Raw genomic sequence first — 19,411 nt, forward strand, 5'->3', positions numbered from 1 at the left:
CTTTCGGAAGTAACGCACTGAAAATATTAACGAGGCAATACGTCCTGAGGAAGATTGTAGAGCTGAGCAAGGGTCACGACATTCTCGCTCGCGCCGCGAAGCGTGACGCTAGCCCCCAGCTTTTTCCCTACAGCAATCAGATGGGTAAGCAGCGCAACCCCGGCCGTATCCACCCGCGTGACCTCGGTTAAGTCGATAAGCGTCACGCCCTGCATCACTTCATGGCGTTTGTCCCACAGTGGGTTCAGCAGATCCTGATCCAGTTCACCGGACAGCTTTAACGTCTCGCCTTCACGCGACCAGCTGAGTTGCTGTGACATTACTTCTTCTCGTCCAGCGTGATTTTCTGACGAGCAATGGACTGCAGCTGAGCGGTCAGGCCATCAATGCCTTTGGTGCGCAGCAGATCGCTCCATTCGTTCTGTTTGGTGGTGATCATGCTTACGCCTTCGGCGATCATGTCATACGCCTGCCAGTGACCGGTCTGGCTGTTTTTACGCCACTGGAAATCCAGACGAACCGGCGGACGACCGTTAGGATCGTTGATCGTCACACGGATAGGGACGATGGTCGCATCGCCCAGCGGCTGCTCGGGCGCAATCTGATAGGTCTGACCGTGGTACATCGCCAGCGCCTGGCCATAGGCCTGTTTCAGGTATTCACGGAACGCGGCAAAGTAGGCCTCACGCTGCGCAGGAGTCGCGTCTTTGTAATAGCGGCCCAGCACCAGCGCACCCGCATATTTGATCTGCACGTACGGCAGCAGCTCCTGGTCAACCACGTCACGCAGGTAATCAGGATTAGAACGAATCTTAGGCTGTTCGTTTTTAAGACGGTCGAATGTCTTCTTCGCCGCTTCGTCCATCAGTTTGTACGGGTTACTCTGATCCGCCGCGTGCACCGCGGTGAGAGGGGCGATGACCAGCATGGCAACCATTAACAGTCGTTTAAACATGAATGACTTCTCCTGATATTAATTCGCAGCACCTGGGGTCGGCGCGGCATTGGTATGGTCTTCGCTCTGCGCAGGGGCAGCGTCAGATTTTTTGTCATCTCCTTTACTGTTGTAAAGGAACTGACCAATCATATCCTCCAGCACCATCGCGGATTTCGTATCCTGAATGACGCTACCGTCTTTAAGGATAGTCGTTCCCAGCTCGGGATCTTCAAAGCCAACGTTAAGCGCCAGATATTGTTCGCCCAGCAGACCGGAAGTCCGGATAGACAGGGAGCTGGTGTCCGGAATGTGGTTGTAACGCTCTTCGATATCCATCGCGACGCGAGGCAGATAGGTCTTCTCATCCAGCGTAATGTCGGATACGCGCCCGATCACCACGCCGCCGATACGGACCGGTGAACGCACCTTCAGCCCGCCGATGTTATCGAAGGTGGCATAGATGCGATACGTCGGTTCTGTGCGCACAGACGTGATATCCGCCGCTCTCAGGCAGATAAACAGTGCGGCTAGCAGCGCCAGCAGCAGGAATACACCGACCCAAATTTCATTTTTTCTCGTTTGCATGAACTCAATTCCCAAACATCAGTGCGGTGAGCACAAAATCCAGACCCAGTACGGCCAGCGACGAATGAACGACTGTACGTGTAGTTGCGCGGCTAATGCCCGCCGACGTCGGGATGGCATCGTAACCATTGAACAATGCAATCCAGGTGACCGTAATGGCAAATACCACGCTTTTAATCAGGCAGTTAACCAGATCCATTCGCAGGTCAATGGCGTCCTGCATCGCGGACCAGAAGAAACCGGCATCGATGCCTTTCCAGTGCACGCCAACCAGCGAGCCGCCCCAGATACCCACGGCGACAAACAGAATAGTCAGTAACGGTAAAGAGATCACCCCAGCCCAGAAACGCGGCGAGATCACGCGACGCAGCGGATCGACCGCCATCATCTCCATGCTGGAAAGCTGCTCGGTCGCGCGCATCAGGCCAATTTCAGCTGTTAATGCCGACCCCGCGCGCCCGGCGAAAAGCAGCGCCGCCACAACGGGCCCCAGCTCGCGCAGCAGCGAGAGCGCCACCAGCATCCCGAGGCTAGTTTCCGCACTGTAGGTTGTCAGAACAAGATAGCCCTGCAGCCCAAGCACCATACCGATAAACAGACCGGAGACAATGATGATGAGCATCGACAGCACTCCGACATTATAAAGCTGGCGCACCAATAGCGGCGCGTGCTTACGGAATTCCGGCCTGCCAACCAGGGCGTTGAATAACATCAATCCGGCACGCCCGAACGTCCTGATGGTTTTTATGCCACGGTGTCCGAGAGCGGCCAACGCATTTAACAGCATGAGTGGCTTAACTCCCTATTCCCAGTAAATCGTCACGATAGTCGCCTGCCGGGTAGCGGAACGGCACAGGGCCATCGGCAATACCGTCGAGGAACTGTCTAACACGCGGATCGCAATTTTCCTGCAGCGCCTGAGCGCTACCGTGTGCGACGATCTTTTTGTCCGCCACGATATAGGCGTAATCGGCAATGCTCAATACTTCCGGTACATCGTGAGACACCACAATGCAGGTGACGCCAAGCGCGCTGTTCAGTTCAGAGATGAGCTTCACCAGCACGCCCATCGTAATGGGATCCTGTCCAACAAACGGTTCGTCGAACATGATTAAATCAGGTTCTAATGCAATGGCTCTCGCCAGCGCGGCGCGGCGCGCCATGCCGCCGGACAGCTCCGAAGGCATCAGCTTCGCGGCCCCCCGCAAGCCAACGGCTTCGAGCTTCATCATCACCGTGCTTTTCAGCAGTTCAGGTGGCAGACTGGTATGCTCGCGCAGCGGATAAGCCACGTTATCAAAGACGTTCATGTCGGTGAACAAGGCGCCCGACTGAAAGAGCATGCTCATGCGTTTGCGGACAGTATACAGGCGCGAGCGCGACATCTCCGGGATGTTTTCGCCATCAAAGAGGATTTCACCGCTATCCGGTGGGATCTGCCCACCAATAAGGCGAAGCAGGGTCGTTTTACCGATCCCGGACGGCCCCATAATGGCAGTGATCTTGCCACGCGGAACGGTCAACGAAATATCATCAAATATCAATCTGCTGGAGCGAGAAAAACTCACCCCGCGGACATCGACTAAATTCGCCATGGTTTGGCTCATTTATAGTTCCTTTCTTATCCTGCTCACGTTAAGGCATGTAGCCTGAATCAGCCCTAAACTCAGCATTTTTACAGAATAATAACCGTAGAGGTTAGCGAAAGCTGGCATTTGTTTTACTTTTCCGGCGCATAAAGTCAAAATTAGGAATTCGTTACGCCTCAGACTGTATGCAGTCCAGCCGTGCACGCGCGATGGACCGACGAGTATACCTGAAGAAAGGACTTTTGATGCTTTTAGCAACAGCACTGTTAATAATTGGTTTACTTTTGGTCGTCTACAGTGCTGACCGTTTAGTATTTGCTGCATCTATCCTGTGTCGCCTGACGGGCGTACCGCCTGTCGTCATCGGGATGACCGTGGTCAGTGTGGGAACGTCACTTCCTGAAATCATCGTCTCTGTCTCGGCATCGCTGCATGGTCAGTTAGACCTTGCAGTAGGCACCGCGATTGGCTCTAACATCGTCAATATACTCTTGATTTTAGGCCTGGCCGCACTGCTCCATCCATTTCGCGTGCATTCTGATGTTCTGCGCCGTGAATTGCCGCTAATGTTAATCGTAAGCCTGTTGGCAGGCTGCGTATTTTACGATGGCGTACTGAGCTACAGCGACGGTATTTTCCTGCTGGCGCTGGCCGTCATTTGGTTGCTGTATAGTGTTAAAATCGCCCGTCAGGCGGAAAAACAGGGTCAGGATAGCCTCACGCGTGAGCAGGTCGCCGAACTTCCGCGAGAAGGTACACTGCCTGTTGCCCTGCTCTGGCTTGGCGTTGCGCTGATCATCATGCCGATGGCAACGCGTATGGTCGTGGATAACGCGACGGTACTGGCGAACTATTTCGCCATCAGTGAACTTACCATTGGTCTGACGGTGATTGCCATCGGTACCAGCCTGCCGGAACTGGCCACGGCCATTGCGGGGGCACGTAAAGGTGAAGATGACATTGCCATTGGTAATATCATCGGTTCCAACATATTTAATATCGCCATTGTGATGGGCCTTCCGGCCCTCATTACGCCAGGGCCCTTTAATCCCCTGGCATTCTCGCGTGACTACGGCGTGATGTTATTAGTCAGCGTGATATTTGCCCTGCTCTGCTGGCGGCGGCAACGACAGATCGGCAAAGGCGCAGGCGCGCTGCTGACGGGTGGATTTATCGTATGGATGGCGATGCTGTACTGGCTCTCGCCTCTTCTCTCTGGGTAATCGGAAACGCATTATGTCGCAAATAGAATTGCAGCCGGGTTTTGACTTTCAGAAAGCAGGCAAAGAGGTTCTGGAGATTGAACGTGAAGGTCTGGCGCAGTTAGATCGGTACATTAATCAGGATTTTAGTCTGGCATGTGAGAAGATGTTCTACTGTGCCGGCAAAGTCGTGGTGATGGGGATGGGTAAGTCCGGCCACATTGGACGTAAAATGGCGGCAACATTTGCCAGCACCGGAACCTCTTCCTTCTTTGTACACCCGGGGGAAGCCGCGCACGGCGACCTGGGTATGGTCACGCCGCAGGATATCGTCATCGCACTGTCTAACTCCGGTGAGTCCAATGAAATTCTGGCGCTGATCCCGGTACTGAAACGATTGCAGGTTCCGCTTATTTGCATGACCAGCCGTCCGGAAAGTAGCATGGCGCGTGCGGCCGATATTCACCTGTGCGTGAAGGTTCCCAAGGAGGCCTGTCCGCTCGGCCTGGCGCCAACGTCCAGCACCACCGCAGCGCTGGTCATGGGTGATGCGCTTGCCGTCGCACTGCTTGAAGCCCGCGGTTTTACGCCGGAAGATTTCGCGCTTTCCCATCCGGGCGGCGCGCTGGGGCGCAAGCTGCTGCTTCGGGTAAACGATATTATGCACACCGGGGATGAGATCCCTCACGTCAGCAAAGAAGCCTCCCTACGTGATGCGCTGCTGGAAATCACCCGTAAGAATCTGGGTATGACGGTCGTGTGCGACGATCTGTTGAAAATTCAGGGGATCTTCACCGATGGCGACCTGCGCCGCGTGTTCGACATGGGTGTTGATGTCCGTACCCTGGGCATTGCCGACGTGATGACGCCGGGCGGTATCCGCGTGCGTCCGGGTACGCTGGCCGTGGATGTGCTGAACCTGATGCAGTCCCGCCATATCACCTCCGTTATGGTTGCAGATGGCGACCAGTTGCTGGGTGTGGTACATATGCATGATCTGCTGCGCGCAGGCGTAGTGTAATGAAGGATAAGACAATGAGTAATGCGGGTGCATCCCTTGCAACCTGTTATGGCCCGGTCAGTACCCAGATGATGGCAAAGGCGAAAAACATTCGTCTGCTCATCCTGGATGTGGATGGCGTACTCTCCGATGGCCTGATTTACATGGGCAATAATGGTGAAGAGCTGAAAGCATTTAACGTCCGCGACGGCTATGGTATCCGCTGTGCGCTCACCTCGGGTATTGAGGTGGCTATCATCACCGGGCGAAAAGCTAAACTGGTAGAAGACCGCTGTGAAACCTTAGGAATTACCCATCTGTATCAGGGGCAGTCCGATAAGATGGCGGCGTTTAAGGATTTACTGGGTAAACTGGCTATCGCACCGGAAAACGTGGCCTACGTCGGGGACGATCTGATTGACTGGCCTGTGATGACTGAGGTCGGGCTGAGCATCGCCGTTGCCGATGCGCATCCGCTGCTGATCCCGCGCGCTGACTACGTTACCCACATCAACGGGGGCCGTGGTGCCGTCCGTGAAGTCTGCGATCTGCTCCTGCTGGCGCAGGGCAAGCTTGATGAGGCCAAAGGGCAATCGATATGAGTAAAACCAGACGCTGGATTATCATTTTGCTTTCGCTAGTCGCACTGGTATTGATTGGTGTGAACCTTGCCGATCGCGACGATACGCAAACAGAAGTGGTTAACAATAGCGATCCAACCTATAAAAGCGATCACAGCGAAACCGTGGTCTACAGCCCGGAAGGCGCGCTGAACTATCGCCTGATTGCCCAGCATGTTGAATATTTTTCAGATGACGGTATTTCGTGGTTTACCCAACCGGTGATGACCACATTCGATAAAGACAAAGTGCCGACGTGGTCAATTAAGTCAGATCGGGCCAAACTGACAAATGACCGTATGCTTTATCTGTACGGCCACGTTGAAGTCAACGCCCTGACCGCTGACTCGCAACTGCGAAAAATTACGACGGATAATGCCCAGATCAACCTGGTAACCCAGGACGTGACGTCGCAGGATCTGGTCACACTGTATGGCACAACATTTAATTCCAGCGGTTTGAGAATGCGCGGGAACTTACGCAGCAAGAACGCCGAGCTGATTGAAAAGGTTAGAACCTCCTATGAAATTCAAAACAAACAAACTCAGCCTTAAAGTAATTATCGCCAGCGCGATGCTGGTGACCAGTCTCCCCGCGCTTGCTGTAACGGGCGATACCGACCAGCCGATTCATATCGAGTCCGACACCCAGTCTCTCGATATGCAGGGTAACGTCGTCACCTTCACGGGTAACGTCGTCATGACCCAGGGCACCATCAAAATTAACGCTGACAAAGTGGTCGTGACCCGTCCGGGTGGCGAGCAGGGCAAAGAGATCATTGATGGTTACGGCAACCCGGCAACCTTCTACCAGATGCAGGACAATGGCAAGCCGGTAAAAGGCCGCGCCTCGCATATGCACTACGAGCTGGCGAAGGACCTGGTAATCCTGACCGGAAACGCGTATCTGGAACAGCTGGACAGCAACATTACCGGCGACCAAATCACCTATCTGGTGAAAGAGCAAAAAATGCAGGCCTCCAGCGAGAAAGGTAAACGCGTCACGACCGTACTGGTTCCGTCGCAGCTGCAGGACAAAGGCAAGGGCCAGGCCCCGGCACAGAAGAAGAGTAACTAATCCGTTATGGCAACATTAACTGCAAAAAACCTCGCGAAGGCCTATAAGGGCCGCCGTGTCGTAGAAGATGTCAGTTTGACCGTCAACTCTGGCGAAATCGTGGGGCTGCTTGGCCCTAACGGTGCGGGTAAAACGACAACCTTCTACATGGTCGTTGGCATTGTGCCGCGCGATGCCGGCAACATAATCATTGACGATGAAGACATCAGTCTTCTGCCGCTTCACGCGCGCGCGCGTCGCGGGATCGGCTATCTGCCGCAGGAAGCCTCCATTTTCCGTCGTCTTAGCGTTTACGACAACCTGATGGCGGTCCTGCAAATTCGTAACGATCTGACCAGCGAACAGCGTCAGGATCGTGCCAACGAGCTGATGGAAGAGTTCCACATTGAGCATCTGCGCGACAGCCTCGGTCAGGCACTCTCCGGGGGCGAACGTCGTCGCGTTGAGATCGCGCGTGCGCTGGCCGCAAACCCTAAATTTATCCTTCTGGATGAACCATTTGCGGGTGTTGACCCGATCTCGGTTATCGACATTAAACGTATCATTGAACACTTGCGCGACAGCGGGCTTGGCGTACTGATCACCGACCACAACGTCCGAGAAACGCTGGCCGTATGTGAACGCGCGTATATTGTGAGCCAGGGCAATCTGATCGCCCACGGTACGCCGCAGCAGATCCTCGAAGACGATCATGTTAAGCGCGTCTATCTTGGGGAAGACTTCAGACTCTGATAGGGTAGAGGTAACGTAACGCCGAACCGGAGAAAAATGCTCTGAACATGAAGCAAGGTTTGCAATTAAGGCTCAGCCAACAACTGGCGATGACGCCGCAGCTACAGCAGGCAATTCGCCTGTTGCAACTGTCCACGTTAGAACTTCAGCAGGAGCTCCAGCAGGCGCTGGACAGCAACCCCCTGCTGGAACAAACCGATCTTCATGACGAGGTAGATACTCAGCAGTCACAGGACACTGAAGCGCTTGATACCGCCGACGCACTCGAACAAAAAGAGATGCCCGACGAGCTTCCGCTGGATGCCAGCTGGGATGAAATCTACACCGCCGGAACGCCTTCCGGTACGCGTGCGGACTACCAGGATGATGAGCTACCGGTCTATCAGGGAGAAACCACTCAGTCGCTGCAGGATTACCTGATGTGGCAGGTGGAACTCACTCCCTTCTCCGATACCGACCGCGCGATTGCCACCTCAATTGTCGATGCCGTTGACGACACCGGCTATTTGACCGTCACGCTTGACGATATTCTGGAAAGCATGGGCGACGAAGAGATAGAGCTTGAGGAAGTTGAAGCCGTTCTGAAGCGCATCCAGCGTTTCGATCCGGTAGGCGTAGCCGCAAAAGATCTGCGCGACTGCCTGCTAATCCAGCTTTCTCAGTTCAGCAAAGAGACGCCATGGCTCGACGAGGCGCGCGTGATCATCAGCGATCACCTGGATCTGCTGGCGAACCACGATTTCCGCACCCTGATGCGCGTCACGCGCCTGAAAGAAGATGTGCTGAAAGAAGCGGTGAATCTGATCCAGTCACTCGATCCACGCCCGGGACAGTCAATCCAGACCAGCGAGCCTGAGTACGTTATTCCGGACGTGCTGGTCAGAAAACACAATGGCCGCTGGGTCGTTGAACTGAATTCAGACAGCATCCCTCGCCTGCAAATCAACCAGCAGTATGCCTCCATGTGCACCAGCGTGCGTAACGACTCCGACAATCAATATATTCGTAGCAATCTTCAGGAAGCGCGATGGCTGATCAAAAGTCTTGAGAGCCGAAATGATACGCTGCTACGCGTCAGCCGCTGTATTGTCGAACAGCAGCAGGCTTTCTTTGAGCAGGGCGAAGAGTATATGAAACCGATGGTGCTGGCGGATATCGCCCAGGCCGTCGAGATGCATGAATCAACCATTTCCCGTGTCACCACGCAGAAGTATCTGCACAGTCCACGCGGTATTTTTGAGCTTAAGTATTTCTTCTCCAGCCATGTGAATACCGAGGGCGGCGGTGAAGCGTCGTCAACGGCCATTCGTGCCCTGGTGAAGAAGTTGATCGCCGCGGAGAACCCCGCGAAGCCGCTAAGCGACAGTAAGTTAACCACCATGCTGTCCGATCAGGGTATTATGGTGGCACGTCGTACTGTTGCGAAGTATCGAGAGTCTTTATCCATTCCGCCGTCCAACCAGCGTAAACAGCTGGTCTGACACAACCGATAAGGAAGACACTATGCAGCTCAACATCACTGGACAAAACGTCGAAATTACTGAGGCTTTACGCGAATTCGTGAACGCGAAGTTTGCAAAACTCGAGCAGTATTTCGAAAGGATCAATCAGGTCTATATTGTGTTGAAAGTGGAGAAAGTGACTCATATCTCGGATGCCACCCTGCATGTTAACGGGGGTGAACTGCATGCCAGTGCGGAAGGGCAAGACATGTACGCTGCTATCGACGGCTTGATTGATAAGCTTGCGCGACAGCTCAATAAACATAAAGATAAACTGAAACAACACTAATTGTCCGGGCAGTTAACGGGTGCAGGACGGCCTGTTGTGAAACACAACAGGCCATTTGTACAGTTAGCGCTTAGGTGAAATTATGATGAACAACGATTCCGCTCTTCAACTGAGCAATGTCCTTAACCAGGAATGTACCCGCAGTGCGGTTCACTGCCAGAGCAAAAAACGTGCGCTGGAGATCATCAGTGAACTGGCTGCTAAACAGCTGGGCCTGCCGCCGCAGGTGGTGTTCGAAGCGATTCTGACCCGTGAAAAAATGGGCAGTACCGGTATCGGCAACGGCATCGCGATCCCGCACGGCAAACTGGAAGAGGATACCCTGCGTGCCGTTGGTGTGTTTGTGCAGCTTGAAACACCCATCGCCTTTGATGCCATTGATAACCAGCCCGTCGATCTCCTTTTCGCGCTGCTGGTGCCTGCCGATCAGACGAAAACCCACCTGCATACGCTGTCGCTGGTCGCAAAACGTCTGGCCGATAAAACTATTTGCCGTCGACTGCGCTCGGCCCAAAGTGATGAAGAGCTCTACCAAATTATCACTGAAGCAGAAGGCAATCAGGATGATGCATAACCAGGAGATGGCCTTCACATCTGTTGTCCTGAGGAGAAACGGAACATGGTGCTGATGATTGTCAGTGGCCGTTCAGGGTCGGGGAAATCCGTTGCTCTGCGGGCGCTGGAAGACATGGGTTTTTACTGCGTTGATAACCTGCCGGTCGTGTTGTTGCCCGATCTGGCGCGCACGCTTGCGGAGAGACAAACCTCTGCAGCCGTCAGTATCGACGTCCGTAACATGCCTGAATCGCCAGAGATCTTCGAACAGGCAATGAGCAACCTGCCTGACACGTTCTCGCCTCAGCTGCTGTTCCTTGATGCAGACCGCAATACGCTAATCCGTCGCTACAGCGATACCCGTCGCTTGCACCCGCTTTCCAGTAAGAACCTCTCTCTGGAGAGTGCTATCGATGAAGAGAGCGATCTGCTGGAGCCACTGCGTTCTCGTGCCGACCTGATTGTCGACACCTCTGAGATGTCCGTTCACGAGCTGGCAGAAATGCTGCGTACCCGGTTATTGGGTAAACGCGAGCGTGAACTGACGATGGTGTTCGAATCCTTTGGCTTCAAGCACGGTATCCCGATTGATGCGGATTATGTTTTCGACGTGCGCTTCCTGCCGAACCCGCACTGGGATCCGAAGCTGCGTCCCATGACAGGCCTGGACAAACCCGTCGCGGCCTTCCTCGACAGGCACACAGAAGTACACAATTTTATCTACCAGACGCGAAGCTACCTTGAGCTATGGTTACCTATGCTGGAGACAAACAATCGTAGCTACCTGACGGTAGCGATTGGCTGTACCGGTGGTAAACATCGTTCGGTTTATATCGCCGAACAGCTGGCCGACTATTTCCGCTCGCGCGGTAAGAACGTTCAGTCCCGTCATCGCACGCTGGAAAAACGTAAAACATGACCGTAAAACAGACCGTTGAGATCACCAATAAGCTGGGCATGCACGCCCGCCCGGCGATGAAGCTGTTTGAGCTGATGCAGGGTTTCGATGCAGAAGTTCTGCTGCGGAATGACGAAGGTACCGAAGCGGAAGCGAACAGCGTGATCGCCCTGCTGATGCTGGATTCCGCCAAAGGGCGCCAGATTGAAGTCGAAGCCACCGGACCTCAGGAAGAGGAAGCGTTGGCGGCTGTGATCGCGCTGTTTAATGCAGGGTTTGACGAAGATTAAGATCTGCTATTCAGGCGGGTAGCGCTGCGCTTACCCGCCCTACATTAATTTATTGCTCTCCATAAACCCGTCCCCTCCCAACTGACGCATCTGGCGCATGATCCACGCCTGACGGCTACGCACGTACCCTGACGGGGCACTGGCTTTAAAACGAATGGGATTAGGCAGAACAGCCGCGAGCAGCGCCGCTTCAGACATGCTCAGCTTGCTGGCGGGTTTATTAAAATAGCGTTGAGATGCAGCTTCAACACCAAATACCCCGTCACCAAACTCGGCAACGTTGAGATACACGGTCAGAATGCGTTTTTTGCTCCAGACCGTTTCCATCCCCAGGGTCAACCCCGCTTCCAGCCCCTTTCGCACCCAGCTGCGGCCGTCCCACAGAAACAGATTTTTGGCCGTCTGCTGCGACAAGGTTGACGCACCGCGCACGCGGTTTTCATGGCGTTCATTATGGGCTAGCGCTTTCTCAATGGCCGCAACGTCGAATCCCCAGTGCTCCGGGAATTTTTGATCCTCCGCCGCGATGACCGCGAGCCCCATGAGCGGTGAGATCTCGTCCATGCTCACCCAGTCAGAATGGGCAACATAGCCGAAATCACCGCTGAGCCACGCGCCGAGCTGACGCTCAACCATCACGGCAGAGAACGGGACCGGCATAATGCTGAACAGGGCGAGTCCACCGCCCCAAAACACCGCCAGCACCAGAACGATGCGCAACAGGATACGTTTTACCCACGCGCCAGCACCAGATTGACGACTCATTCAGCCAGCACCAGCACTCGGGCGACCAGCTTTTCGATCCCCATAGCCGCTTCTGCAATATTCTGCGCCAGCATATACGCAGGCGTGGTGACTATTTTGTTATCTTCATCAACCACAATGTCATCCACCGGGCAAGGAACGTGCTCTCCCCCCATTTCCTCGACGATTTCCGCGGTATCAATATCCGTCCCGATAGTCAGGCGCAGCGGGAAATCAAAAATCCTGGGCAGCATTGCCGGCGCGATGCAGATAAAGCCCAGCGGTTTCCCTGCCGCATGCATGGCCTGCGACAGCGCTTTGAGATGAGGATCGATCTGACACTCCGCCCCCTGTGCAGCAAAGGTACTGAGATTTTTGGCCGCGCCAAATCCTCCCGGCACAATGAGCGCATCAAGCTCTGCGGCGTCTGCCTGAATAAGAGGATGGATATCACCTCGCGCAATACGTGCGGCTTCAATCAGCACGTTACGGGTTTCCGCCATTGGTTCACCGGTCAGATGGTTAATCACATCCGACTGATTTTTGTCTGGCGCAAAACAAATAACCTCCGCTCCCTGCTTAGCCAGGGCCAGCAGCGTGATTACGGCTTCATGTATCTCAGAACCATCGTAAACACCGCATCCGCTCAGCACGACACCAATCTTTTTCATCATGACAATCCTTTTCTGCAACTTGCTGAAGCACATTAATAATTTTGATTAAAACGCTATGCTTCACACATTTCACTGATTCATGTAACAAATCATTTAAGATTTGCTATCTTATCTGCGTGCGGCCTAAATTTTTCAGGCAGCGCCCTTTCGAAAATAACTTTAAAAAAACAGGCGCAGCCACGATTTCCCTGGTGTTGGCGCAGTATTCGCGCACCCCGGTTAAGCCGGGGTCATTTTTTTCTGGCGTCGACCCAGGCTTTAAGCACCGCAACATCGTTTTGCCACTCTTGTTTCATCTCTTCAACCCAATCACCCACGTTATCTTCCCATGCAGGTAAATCAGGCGACTGAATCTGTTGACCCAGTTGCTGAAGATGGCGCAAACCGACCGAGCCGGCGGCACCTTTGATTTTATGTCCTTCTTCGACGATGCCTTTCTGGTCCCGGGCCGTCAGGTTTGATTCAAGAACGCTCAGATAGCCCGGCATCATTTTTTCGAAGACCGCCAGACCATCGGTAATAAGTTTCGGGCCTACCAGATCGATATACTGCTCCAGCATCGCGGTATCGAGTATCGTTTGGGCTTTTGCGCTATCAACAGACGTCATGGTGCTCTCCTCTTCATCACGAGTATCCCAGAACTTCTTAATCATGGCGGTCAGAGCAGGCACCGCCAGCGGCTTGCTGAGTACATCGTCCATACCGGCATCGAGATACTCTTTTTTATCTTTTAGCACGTTCGCCGTCAGCGCCACCAGCGGCGGCAGTTCGTCGGCCGCGTACTGACGCGTCAGCTCACGCGAGATATCCAGCCCGGTCATATCCGGCAGCTGGATATCAAGCAGCACAAGGTCGTATTCGCCCGGTTTAAACATCTCCAGTGCGGCCTTACCGGTCATCGCGACATCCACGCTGTTGCCCAGTTTTTCCAGCACCGAGCGAGCCACAATCACGTTCAGCTCAATATCCTCCACCAGCAGAACGTGCAGGGCAGGCAGCGGCATATCGTCATTTTCGAAGGTATCTTCTACCTCTTCCGCCACCGCCGGCGCATGGACCGTCAGCGTGAAGGTTGACCCTTTGCCCGGCTGGCTGGCAACGGTGATATCGCCGCCCATGCTCTTCGCCAGACGTTTAGAGACCGCCAGGCCAATACCTGTTCCGGTCGCCGGTTTTCCGCCGTTGCTGTCCTTCACCTGGTAGTACATGGCAAAGATTTTGTCCTGCTCCTCCTGCGGAATACCAATCCCGGAATCCTCCACCTCGAAGTGCAGCATATCTCCTTCGTCATAGCGTATGCGCACCGCCACCTGCCCCTTCTGGGTAAATTTCACCGCGTTGCTGATAAGGTTCCACAGGATCTGGCGCAGACGCGTGCCGTCAGTCACCACTTTATGCGGCAGCGGCAGGGTTGGCTCCATGACAAAACTCAGTCCCTTCTGCTGCGCCTGCAGGCCAGACAGGTTTTCGAGATCGGCAAGGAAGCTGGTGAAATCAACAGGCTGATTATCAAGCTGAACTTTACGGCGCTCCATCTTATCCATATCAATAATATCGTTGAAGATATTACCCAGCGTGACCGCTGAGACATGAATAGTCTTGAGGTATTTTTCCTGCTCTGCGGTCAGGTCGGTATCCAGCAGAATACGGCTCAGCCCGACAATGCCGTTAAGCGGCGTGCGCAGCTCGTGGCTGATGGTGGAGATAAAGGTGGTCTTGTCGCGACTGGCGCGCTCCAGGGCATCCTGATAGCGCTTACGCTCGGTGATATCGCGGCCAAAGCCCATCAGGCCGTGGCGTTTCCCCACGCGGTCATAGTACGGCACCTTACGAATCTCAAAACAGGCTTTGCGTCCGTCCGGGTAATCCAGCCACTGTTCATAGGTTAGCGAGACGTTATGACGGAAGACTTTTTCGTCGGTCTCCATGACCTTGGCCGCCGCCTCTTCAGAGTAAACGTCCTGCGGCTTCAGGTGAATCAGCTGCTTCTCGCTTTTCCCGGTGAGTAACTCCATCGCCCGGTTACAGCCGGAAAACTCTTTATCTTCATTGCGGTAAAACACCAGGTCCGGCGACGCATCGAGGAACGACCGCAGGAAAGAGGATTGCTGCTCAAGCTGGATCTGCGTGACCTCGCGCTCTTTCATTTCGATTTTCAGCTGCTCCAGCGTGGCCTGACGTTCGGCTTCCGCCTTCTCACGATCGGAGATCTCCTGATTCAGCTGCGCAATGTTGTCTTTGAGCTGGACGTTGAGCTTCAGGTCGCGCTCACGCATCTCTTCCAGTTTATCGACCAGCTTAGACAAACGCTGACGGGACTCTTCCAGCTGTTCAACCACCACGGAAAGGAAATAGACCGCCCAGGGGGTAATGAGCAAGCCAAAGAAGATGGAGCGGATGACGTCGATACTCTCGACCTGACCATGCAGAACCATAGTAACGGCCATTTGCACGACAATGGCCAGAACGACCAGCGCCAGCGCAAGCAGCATGGAGAAACGCACCAGCCCAAGCTTCATCATCAGGTCGACGTAATACTGGGCAAGCATTCGAATTTGCTTCATAGAGGATCCCTTCACGACGTTATCGCTCAATAATACTCAAATTCAGGGCGAGGCGTTGAAGGTTGTGAGAAAAAGTGCGGGATGAAACAGGAGATTAGCCTCGCTCCCGGGTAACCGGAAGCGAGGAGAGGTCATTCAGGAGCGTTTCAACATCAGCCACAGGCTGATCAGGAGGAAGCTGGCGCTTGGCAACAGCGCACCAATTATCGGCGGAATGCCATAAACCAGCGTCAGCGGACCGAAGATCTGATCGAGCACGTAGAACACAAAGCCGAAGCTGATGCCGGTCACGACGCGAACCCCCATCGGCACGCTGCGCAACGGACCGAAGATAAACGACAGCGCCATCAGCATCATTACCGCCACGGACATTGGCTGGAAGATTTTGCTCCACATGTTGAGCTGATAACGTCCCGCATCCTGTCCGCTCGACTTCAGATATTTCACATAGTTGTGCAGACCGCTGATAGAGAGCGCGTCAGGATCCAAGGCAACAACACCGAGCTTGTCAGGCGTCAGGTTGGTCTTCCACGTGCCGGTTACCGTCTGAGAACCCGTAATCTGTTTCGGATCGGTCAGGTCGGATTCATCAACCTGGGACAACCGCCACTGCTTATGTTCGGCGTCAAATTTCGCCGAAGAGGCGTGGCGAACGGACTGCAGACGGCGCTGGTCATCGAAAGCGTAGATGCTCACCCCGCCCAGTTCATCATTCCCCTTCACCCGTTCGATGTAGACGAAGTTTTTACCGTCTTTAGCCCATAAACCTTGCTGAGTCGAGAGCAGTGAACCACCGTACATGGCCTGAGCACGGTAGTTACGCGCCATCTGTTCACCCTGAGGCGCAACCCATTCGCCAATCGCCATGGTCAACAGCACCAGTGGGATTGCGGTTTTCATCACCGACAGCGCAACCTGCATGCGGGTAAAACCCGAGGCCTGCATTACGACCAGCTCGCTGCGCTGCGCCAGCATTCCCAGCCCCAGCAGCGCACCCAGCAGGGCCGCCATCGGGAAGAAGATCTGCACATCTTTCGGCACGCTGAGCAGGGTATACATCCCCGCGCCCAGCGCGTCATAGCTCCCCTGCCCGGCTTTTTTCAGCTGATCGACAAATTTGATAATGCCGGAGAGCGACACCAGCATGAACAACGTCATCATGATGGTGGTAAAAATGGTTTTACCGATATAGCGATCAAGAACGCCAAACGCCTGCATTAGATGGCTCCTTTACGCGAGAATCGGGCACGTATACGGCGCACAGGCACCGTATCCCACAGGTTTAACCCCAGCGCCAGTAAGATGTACAGGCTGTTGACGAACCATGTCCAGACCATAGGGTCCAGCTTACCCTTCGCGCCGTTGGAACGAATCGAGGTTTGCAGCAGGAAATAGATCAGGTAAAGCAGCATCGCCGGCAGCATAGATAGCACGCGTCCCTGACGCGGGTTCACCACGCTCAGCGGAACGACAATCAGCGCCATCATAAAAACGGTGAAGACGAGCGTGATACGCCAGTGGAACTCAGCGCGCGCCCGGTCAGTATCGGTATTCCAGAGGGTACGCATGTCCATTTGCTCGGTATCCGTTGGATCGAGCGCCACGGTCTGATGGCCGATAATGGCCTGATAGTTCTGGAAATCCGTAATACGGAAGTCGCGCAGCATCGCGGTGCCTTCAAAACGGGTACCTTTGTTCAGCGTCACGACCTGTGAACCATCTTTGCGCTGAGCCAGCTGACCGGAGTCTGCAACCACCACTGAAGGACGCGCATTTCCTTTGGGACGCAGCTGCGCAAGGAAGACGTCGTTGAATTTACTGCCGTCAACGCTCTCAATAAACAGCACGGAGTTTCCGTCGGTTGCCTGCTGGAACTGCCCCTGGGCTAACGCCGCCATGCCGGGGTTGGCTTTCGCTTCGGCCAGCACTTCGTCCTGATGGCGGGAAGACATGGGGCCCGCCCACATCACATTCACCGCCGCAACGATCCCCGTGAACAGCGCCAGTATCATGGCGGCTTTCACCAGCACCGCTTTGCTCAGGCCGCAGGCGTGCATCACCGTGATTTCACTCTCGGTGTAGAGTTTCCCAAGCGTCATGAGAAGGCCAAGGAAAAGACTTAGCGGCAGGATAAGCTGCGCCATTTCCGGGATCCCTAAACCAAGCAGGGAAAGTACCAGATTTGTTGGAATTTCGCCGTCAACGGCCGCACCGAGGATCTTAACCAGCTTCTGACAGAAAAAAATCAGCAGCAGGATGAAAAGGATCGCCAGTTGGCTTTTGAGCGTCTCCCGCACCAGATATCTTATGATTATCACTTTAAATACGCCCGTAAAAACCCGTCTCTTTGCTGGAAAATCGCTTGTTTCATGGCTTAAACGTCATTTATTCTCTTGAGTCGTCGAAATCATCGCTAAGATTAAAACATCCGGCGGATTCACGCTTCAGGATTGTTTCTGACGTGTCGAAACCGTAGTAACGTAAGATTAACACGAAGTCACCACAACAGCGGACATGAGTTACGAAAGGTTTCAATTCTATCCGTAGCTGCCGCCGTTGTCTTTAAGATTCAGGAGCGTAGTGCATGGAGTTCAGTGTAAAAAGCGGTAGCCCGGAGAAACAGCGGAGTGCCTGCATCGTTGTGGGCGTCTTTGAACCACGCCGACTCTCCCCGATCGCCGAGCAACTCGATAAAATCAGTGACGGCTATATTAGCGCCCTGCTGCGCCGTGGCGAACTGGAAGGCAAACCTGGGCAGACGCTGTTACTGCACCATGTTCCGAACGTACTGTCAGAGCGTATTCTGCTGATTGGCTGCGGCAAAGAACGCGAGCTGGATGAACGTCAGTATAAGCAGGTGATTCAGAAAACAATCAATACGCTGAATGATACTGGCTCAATGGAAGCCGTCTGCTTCCTGACCGAGCTGCACGTCAAAGGGCGTAACACCTACTGGAAAGTGCGTCAGGCGGTTGAAACGGCAAAAGAGAGCCTGTACAGCTTCGATCAGCTGAAAACCAATAAAAGCGAGCCGCGTCGTCCGCTGCGTAAAATGGTCTTTAACGTGCCAACCCGTCGTGAACTGACCAGCGGTGAACGCGCTATTCAACACGGTCTGGCCATTGCAGCCGGCATTAAAGCGGCTAAAGATCTCGGCAACATGCCGCCGAACATCTGTAACGCGGCGTACCTGGCTTCTCAGGCGCGTCAGCTGGCCGACGCCTACAGCAAAAACGTCATTACCCGCGTCATCGGCGAACAGCAGATGAAAGAGCTGGGGATGCACTCTTATCTGGCGGTCGGTAACGGCTCGCAAAACGAATCCCTGATGTCGGTCATTGAGTACAAAGGCAACCCGTCCGAAGACGCACGCCCGATTGTGCTCGTCGGTAAAGGCCTGACCTTCGACTCCGGCGGTATCTCCATCAAGCCTGCCGAAGGCATGGATGAGATGAAGTACGACATGTGCGGTGCGGCGGCGGTTTACGGCGTGATGCGGATGGTTGCGGAACTTCAGTTGCCTATCAACGTGATCGGCGTTCTGGCGGGTTGCGAAAATATGCCTGGCGGCCGCGCCTATCGTCCGGGGGACGTTCTGACCACCATGTCCGGCCAGACCGTTGAAGTGCTGAATACCGACGCCGAAGGCCGTCTGGTACTCTGTGACGTGTTGACCTACGTTGAGCGCTTCGAGCCGGAAGCGGTGATTGACGTCGCCACGCTCACCGGAGCCTGTGTGATTGCGCTGGGCCATCACATTACCGGCCTGATGTCGAACCACAATCCGCTGGCGCACGAGCTGATTGGTGCGTCAGAGCAGGCCGGGGACCGTGCATGGCGTCTGCCGCTGGGTGACGAATATCAGGATCAGCTTGAGTCTAACTTTGCGGATATGGCGAACATCGGCGGACGTCCTGGCGGGGCGATCACCGCGGGCTGCTTCCTGGCGCGCTTCACCCGCAAGTACAACTGGGCGCACCTGGATATCGCGGGCACCGCGTGGCGCTCCGGCAAGGCCAAAGGCGCAACCGGTCGCCCGGTAGCGCTGTTGTCGCAGTTCCTGCTCAATCGTGCGGGTTTTAACGGCGACGAGTAAGTCAAAACGGCAGTAAACCGTAGGCCGGGTAAGGCGAAGCCGCCGCCCGGCTTAAGC

22 protein-coding genes are annotated in these 19,411 nt (G+C 54.5%); 12 read left to right on the forward strand and 10 right to left on the reverse strand.

Annotated elements, in window-relative coordinates; genetic code table 11:
- Positions 1-26: 26 nt before the first annotated feature.
- From mlaB to mlaF, 5 genes are read right to left on the reverse strand one after another with little or no spacing between them, the layout of a single operon-like run.
- The gene (mlaB, locus tag AB3N39_RS18440; RefSeq protein ID WP_133295208.1) at positions 27-320 is read right to left on the reverse strand and encodes a lipid asymmetry maintenance protein MlaB; all 294 of its coding nucleotides are present in this window, start codon (positions 318-320) and stop codon (positions 27-29) included.
- Positions 320-955, reverse strand: a complete 636-nt coding sequence (gene mlaC / locus AB3N39_RS18445) for a phospholipid-binding protein MlaC (RefSeq protein WP_133295209.1) — start codon at positions 953-955, stop codon at positions 320-322. Before mlaC ends, mlaB begins: the two co-directional genes overlap by 1 nt.
- 18 nt (positions 956-973) lie before the next feature.
- Positions 974-1,522, reverse strand: a complete 549-nt coding sequence (mlaD, locus tag AB3N39_RS18450; RefSeq protein WP_367896940.1) for an outer membrane lipid asymmetry maintenance protein MlaD — start codon at positions 1,520-1,522, stop codon at positions 974-976.
- Positions 1,523-1,526: 4 nt separating this feature from the next.
- The gene (mlaE, locus tag AB3N39_RS18455) at positions 1,527-2,309 is read right to left on the reverse strand and encodes a lipid asymmetry maintenance ABC transporter permease subunit MlaE (RefSeq protein WP_115876354.1); all 783 of its coding nucleotides are present in this window, start codon (positions 2,307-2,309) and stop codon (positions 1,527-1,529) included.
- A gap of 7 nt (positions 2,310-2,316) precedes the next feature.
- Entirely contained in the window at positions 2,317-3,129 is an 813-nt protein-coding gene (gene mlaF, locus AB3N39_RS18460) for a phospholipid ABC transporter ATP-binding protein MlaF (RefSeq protein WP_133295210.1), read from the reverse strand.
- 227 nt (positions 3,130-3,356) lie between these two features.
- On the opposite strand from mlaF, the gene AB3N39_RS18465 reads away from it, so the two are divergent.
- From AB3N39_RS18465 to npr, 11 genes are all read left to right on the forward strand, one after another.
- Positions 3,357-4,334, forward strand: a complete 978-nt coding sequence (locus tag AB3N39_RS18465) for a calcium/sodium antiporter (protein ID WP_039260412.1) — start codon at positions 3,357-3,359, stop codon at positions 4,332-4,334.
- Positions 4,335-4,347: 13 nt separating this feature from the next.
- Positions 4,348-5,334, forward strand: coding sequence for an arabinose-5-phosphate isomerase KdsD (kdsD, locus tag AB3N39_RS18470; protein WP_133295211.1), 987 nt, complete (start codon positions 4,348-4,350; stop codon positions 5,332-5,334).
- Positions 5,335-5,348: 14 nt separating this feature from the next.
- Entirely contained in the window at positions 5,349-5,915 is a 567-nt protein-coding gene (kdsC, locus tag AB3N39_RS18475; RefSeq protein WP_136195212.1) for a 3-deoxy-manno-octulosonate-8-phosphatase KdsC, read from the forward strand.
- Complete coding sequence (gene lptC, locus AB3N39_RS18480; protein ID WP_115876356.1) at positions 5,912-6,487, forward strand: LPS export ABC transporter periplasmic protein LptC; 576 nt, start codon at positions 5,912-5,914, stop codon at positions 6,485-6,487. Before kdsC ends, lptC begins: the two co-directional genes overlap by 4 nt.
- Positions 6,456-7,010 carry a lipopolysaccharide ABC transporter substrate-binding protein LptA gene (gene lptA / locus AB3N39_RS18485; RefSeq protein ID WP_133295212.1) on the forward strand — a complete coding sequence of 185 codons (555 nt, stop codon included), beginning with the start codon at positions 6,456-6,458 and terminating at the stop codon, positions 7,008-7,010. Before lptC ends, lptA begins: the two co-directional genes overlap by 32 nt.
- 6 nt (positions 7,011-7,016) lie before the next feature.
- Positions 7,017-7,742: an LPS export ABC transporter ATP-binding protein gene (gene lptB, locus AB3N39_RS18490; RefSeq protein WP_023309359.1), complete on the forward strand. Its 726-nt coding sequence runs from the start codon at positions 7,017-7,019 to the stop codon at positions 7,740-7,742.
- 47 nt (positions 7,743-7,789) lie between these two features.
- Positions 7,790-9,223: an RNA polymerase factor sigma-54 gene (rpoN, locus tag AB3N39_RS18495; protein ID WP_111964974.1), complete on the forward strand. Its 1,434-nt coding sequence runs from the start codon at positions 7,790-7,792 to the stop codon at positions 9,221-9,223.
- Between the two features lie 22 nt (positions 9,224-9,245).
- Positions 9,246-9,533 (forward strand): ribosome hibernation promoting factor, encoded by a 288-nt coding sequence (gene hpf, locus AB3N39_RS18500; protein WP_111964975.1) that lies wholly within the window; start codon positions 9,246-9,248, stop codon positions 9,531-9,533.
- An 82-nt stretch (positions 9,534-9,615) separates the two neighbouring features.
- Positions 9,616-10,107, forward strand: a complete 492-nt coding sequence (gene ptsN / locus AB3N39_RS18505; protein ID WP_008501443.1) for a PTS IIA-like nitrogen regulatory protein PtsN — start codon at positions 9,616-9,618, stop codon at positions 10,105-10,107.
- Between the two features lie 45 nt (positions 10,108-10,152).
- Complete coding sequence (gene rapZ, locus AB3N39_RS18510; RefSeq protein WP_008501442.1) at positions 10,153-11,007, forward strand: RNase adapter RapZ; 855 nt, start codon at positions 10,153-10,155, stop codon at positions 11,005-11,007.
- A complete protein-coding gene (npr, locus tag AB3N39_RS18515) occupies positions 11,004-11,276 on the forward strand; it encodes a PTS phosphocarrier protein NPr (protein WP_003861872.1) in 273 nt (90 codons plus the stop codon). Before rapZ ends, npr begins: the two co-directional genes overlap by 4 nt.
- A 39-nt stretch (positions 11,277-11,315) precedes the next feature.
- Here the strand turns inward: npr and mtgA are convergent, their stop codons facing one another.
- From mtgA to lptF, 5 genes are all read right to left on the reverse strand, one after another.
- On the reverse strand, positions 11,316-12,041 hold the full coding sequence (mtgA, locus tag AB3N39_RS18520) for a monofunctional biosynthetic peptidoglycan transglycosylase (RefSeq protein ID WP_133295213.1): 726 nt from the start codon (positions 12,039-12,041) through the stop codon (positions 11,316-11,318).
- On the reverse strand, positions 12,038-12,691 hold the full coding sequence (gene elbB, locus AB3N39_RS18525; protein ID WP_111964977.1) for an isoprenoid biosynthesis glyoxalase ElbB: 654 nt from the start codon (positions 12,689-12,691) through the stop codon (positions 12,038-12,040). The genes mtgA and elbB overlap by 4 nt, the downstream gene beginning before the upstream one ends.
- A gap of 233 nt (positions 12,692-12,924) precedes the next feature.
- Positions 12,925-15,258 carry an aerobic respiration two-component sensor histidine kinase ArcB gene (gene arcB / locus AB3N39_RS18530; protein WP_111964978.1) on the reverse strand — a complete coding sequence of 778 codons (2,334 nt, stop codon included), beginning with the start codon at positions 15,256-15,258 and terminating at the stop codon, positions 12,925-12,927.
- 135 nt (positions 15,259-15,393) lie between these two features.
- On the reverse strand, positions 15,394-16,476 hold the full coding sequence (gene lptG, locus AB3N39_RS18535; protein ID WP_115876359.1) for an LPS export ABC transporter permease LptG: 1,083 nt from the start codon (positions 16,474-16,476) through the stop codon (positions 15,394-15,396).
- Positions 16,476-17,576, reverse strand: a complete 1,101-nt coding sequence (gene lptF, locus AB3N39_RS18540) for an LPS export ABC transporter permease LptF (protein ID WP_047650945.1) — start codon at positions 17,574-17,576, stop codon at positions 16,476-16,478. Before lptF ends, lptG begins: the two co-directional genes overlap by 1 nt.
- 266 nt (positions 17,577-17,842) lie before the next feature.
- Here lptF and pepA point away from each other — a divergent pair, with 266 nt between their 5' ends.
- Complete coding sequence (gene pepA, locus AB3N39_RS18545) at positions 17,843-19,354, forward strand: leucyl aminopeptidase (protein WP_023309366.1); 1,512 nt, start codon at positions 17,843-17,845, stop codon at positions 19,352-19,354.
- The last annotated feature ends 57 nt before the right edge of the window (positions 19,355-19,411 follow it).

Source organism: Enterobacter vonholyi, from assembly GCF_040834095.1.
Classification (GTDB): domain Bacteria; phylum Pseudomonadota; class Gammaproteobacteria; order Enterobacterales; family Enterobacteriaceae; genus Enterobacter; species Enterobacter vonholyi.

Excerpts from the sequence above, each read along its gene's own strand:
- mlaB (WP_133295208.1), bottom strand. The coding sequence starts at position 320 with ATGTCACAGCAACTCAGCTGGTCGCGTGAAGGCGAGACGTTAAAGCTG.
- npr (WP_003861872.1), top strand. The coding sequence starts at position 11,004 with ATGACCGTAAAACAGACCGTTGAGATCACCAATAAGCTGGGCATGCAC.
- lptG (WP_115876359.1), bottom strand. The coding sequence starts at position 16,476 with ATGCAGGCGTTTGGCGTTCTTGATCGCTATATCGGTAAAACCATTTTT.
- lptA (WP_133295212.1), top strand. The coding sequence starts at position 6,456 with ATGAAATTCAAAACAAACAAACTCAGCCTTAAAGTAATTATCGCCAGC.
- lptB (WP_023309359.1), top strand. The coding sequence starts at position 7,017 with ATGGCAACATTAACTGCAAAAAACCTCGCGAAGGCCTATAAGGGCCGC.
- mlaF (WP_133295210.1), bottom strand. The coding sequence starts at position 3,129 with ATGAGCCAAACCATGGCGAATTTAGTCGATGTCCGCGGGGTGAGTTTT.
- hpf (WP_111964975.1), top strand. The coding sequence starts at position 9,246 with ATGCAGCTCAACATCACTGGACAAAACGTCGAAATTACTGAGGCTTTA.
- mlaE (WP_115876354.1), bottom strand. The coding sequence starts at position 2,309 with ATGCTGTTAAATGCGTTGGCCGCTCTCGGACACCGTGGCATAAAAACC.
- kdsC (WP_136195212.1), top strand. The coding sequence starts at position 5,349 with ATGAGTAATGCGGGTGCATCCCTTGCAACCTGTTATGGCCCGGTCAGT.
- kdsD (WP_133295211.1), top strand. The coding sequence starts at position 4,348 with ATGTCGCAAATAGAATTGCAGCCGGGTTTTGACTTTCAGAAAGCAGGC.
- pepA (WP_023309366.1), top strand. The coding sequence starts at position 17,843 with ATGGAGTTCAGTGTAAAAAGCGGTAGCCCGGAGAAACAGCGGAGTGCC.
- AB3N39_RS18465 (WP_039260412.1), top strand. The coding sequence starts at position 3,357 with ATGCTTTTAGCAACAGCACTGTTAATAATTGGTTTACTTTTGGTCGTC.
- ptsN (WP_008501443.1), top strand. The coding sequence starts at position 9,616 with ATGATGAACAACGATTCCGCTCTTCAACTGAGCAATGTCCTTAACCAG.
- lptC (WP_115876356.1), top strand. The coding sequence starts at position 5,912 with ATGAGTAAAACCAGACGCTGGATTATCATTTTGCTTTCGCTAGTCGCA.
- mlaD (WP_367896940.1), bottom strand. The coding sequence starts at position 1,522 with ATGCAAACGAGAAAAAATGAAATTTGGGTCGGTGTATTCCTGCTGCTG.
- elbB (WP_111964977.1), bottom strand. The coding sequence starts at position 12,691 with ATGAAAAAGATTGGTGTCGTGCTGAGCGGATGCGGTGTTTACGATGGT.
- mtgA (WP_133295213.1), bottom strand. The coding sequence starts at position 12,041 with ATGAGTCGTCAATCTGGTGCTGGCGCGTGGGTAAAACGTATCCTGTTG.
- rpoN (WP_111964974.1), top strand. The coding sequence starts at position 7,790 with ATGAAGCAAGGTTTGCAATTAAGGCTCAGCCAACAACTGGCGATGACG.
- rapZ (WP_008501442.1), top strand. The coding sequence starts at position 10,153 with ATGGTGCTGATGATTGTCAGTGGCCGTTCAGGGTCGGGGAAATCCGTT.
- mlaC (WP_133295209.1), bottom strand. The coding sequence starts at position 955 with ATGTTTAAACGACTGTTAATGGTTGCCATGCTGGTCATCGCCCCTCTC.
- arcB (WP_111964978.1), bottom strand. The coding sequence starts at position 15,258 with ATGAAGCAAATTCGAATGCTTGCCCAGTATTACGTCGACCTGATGATG.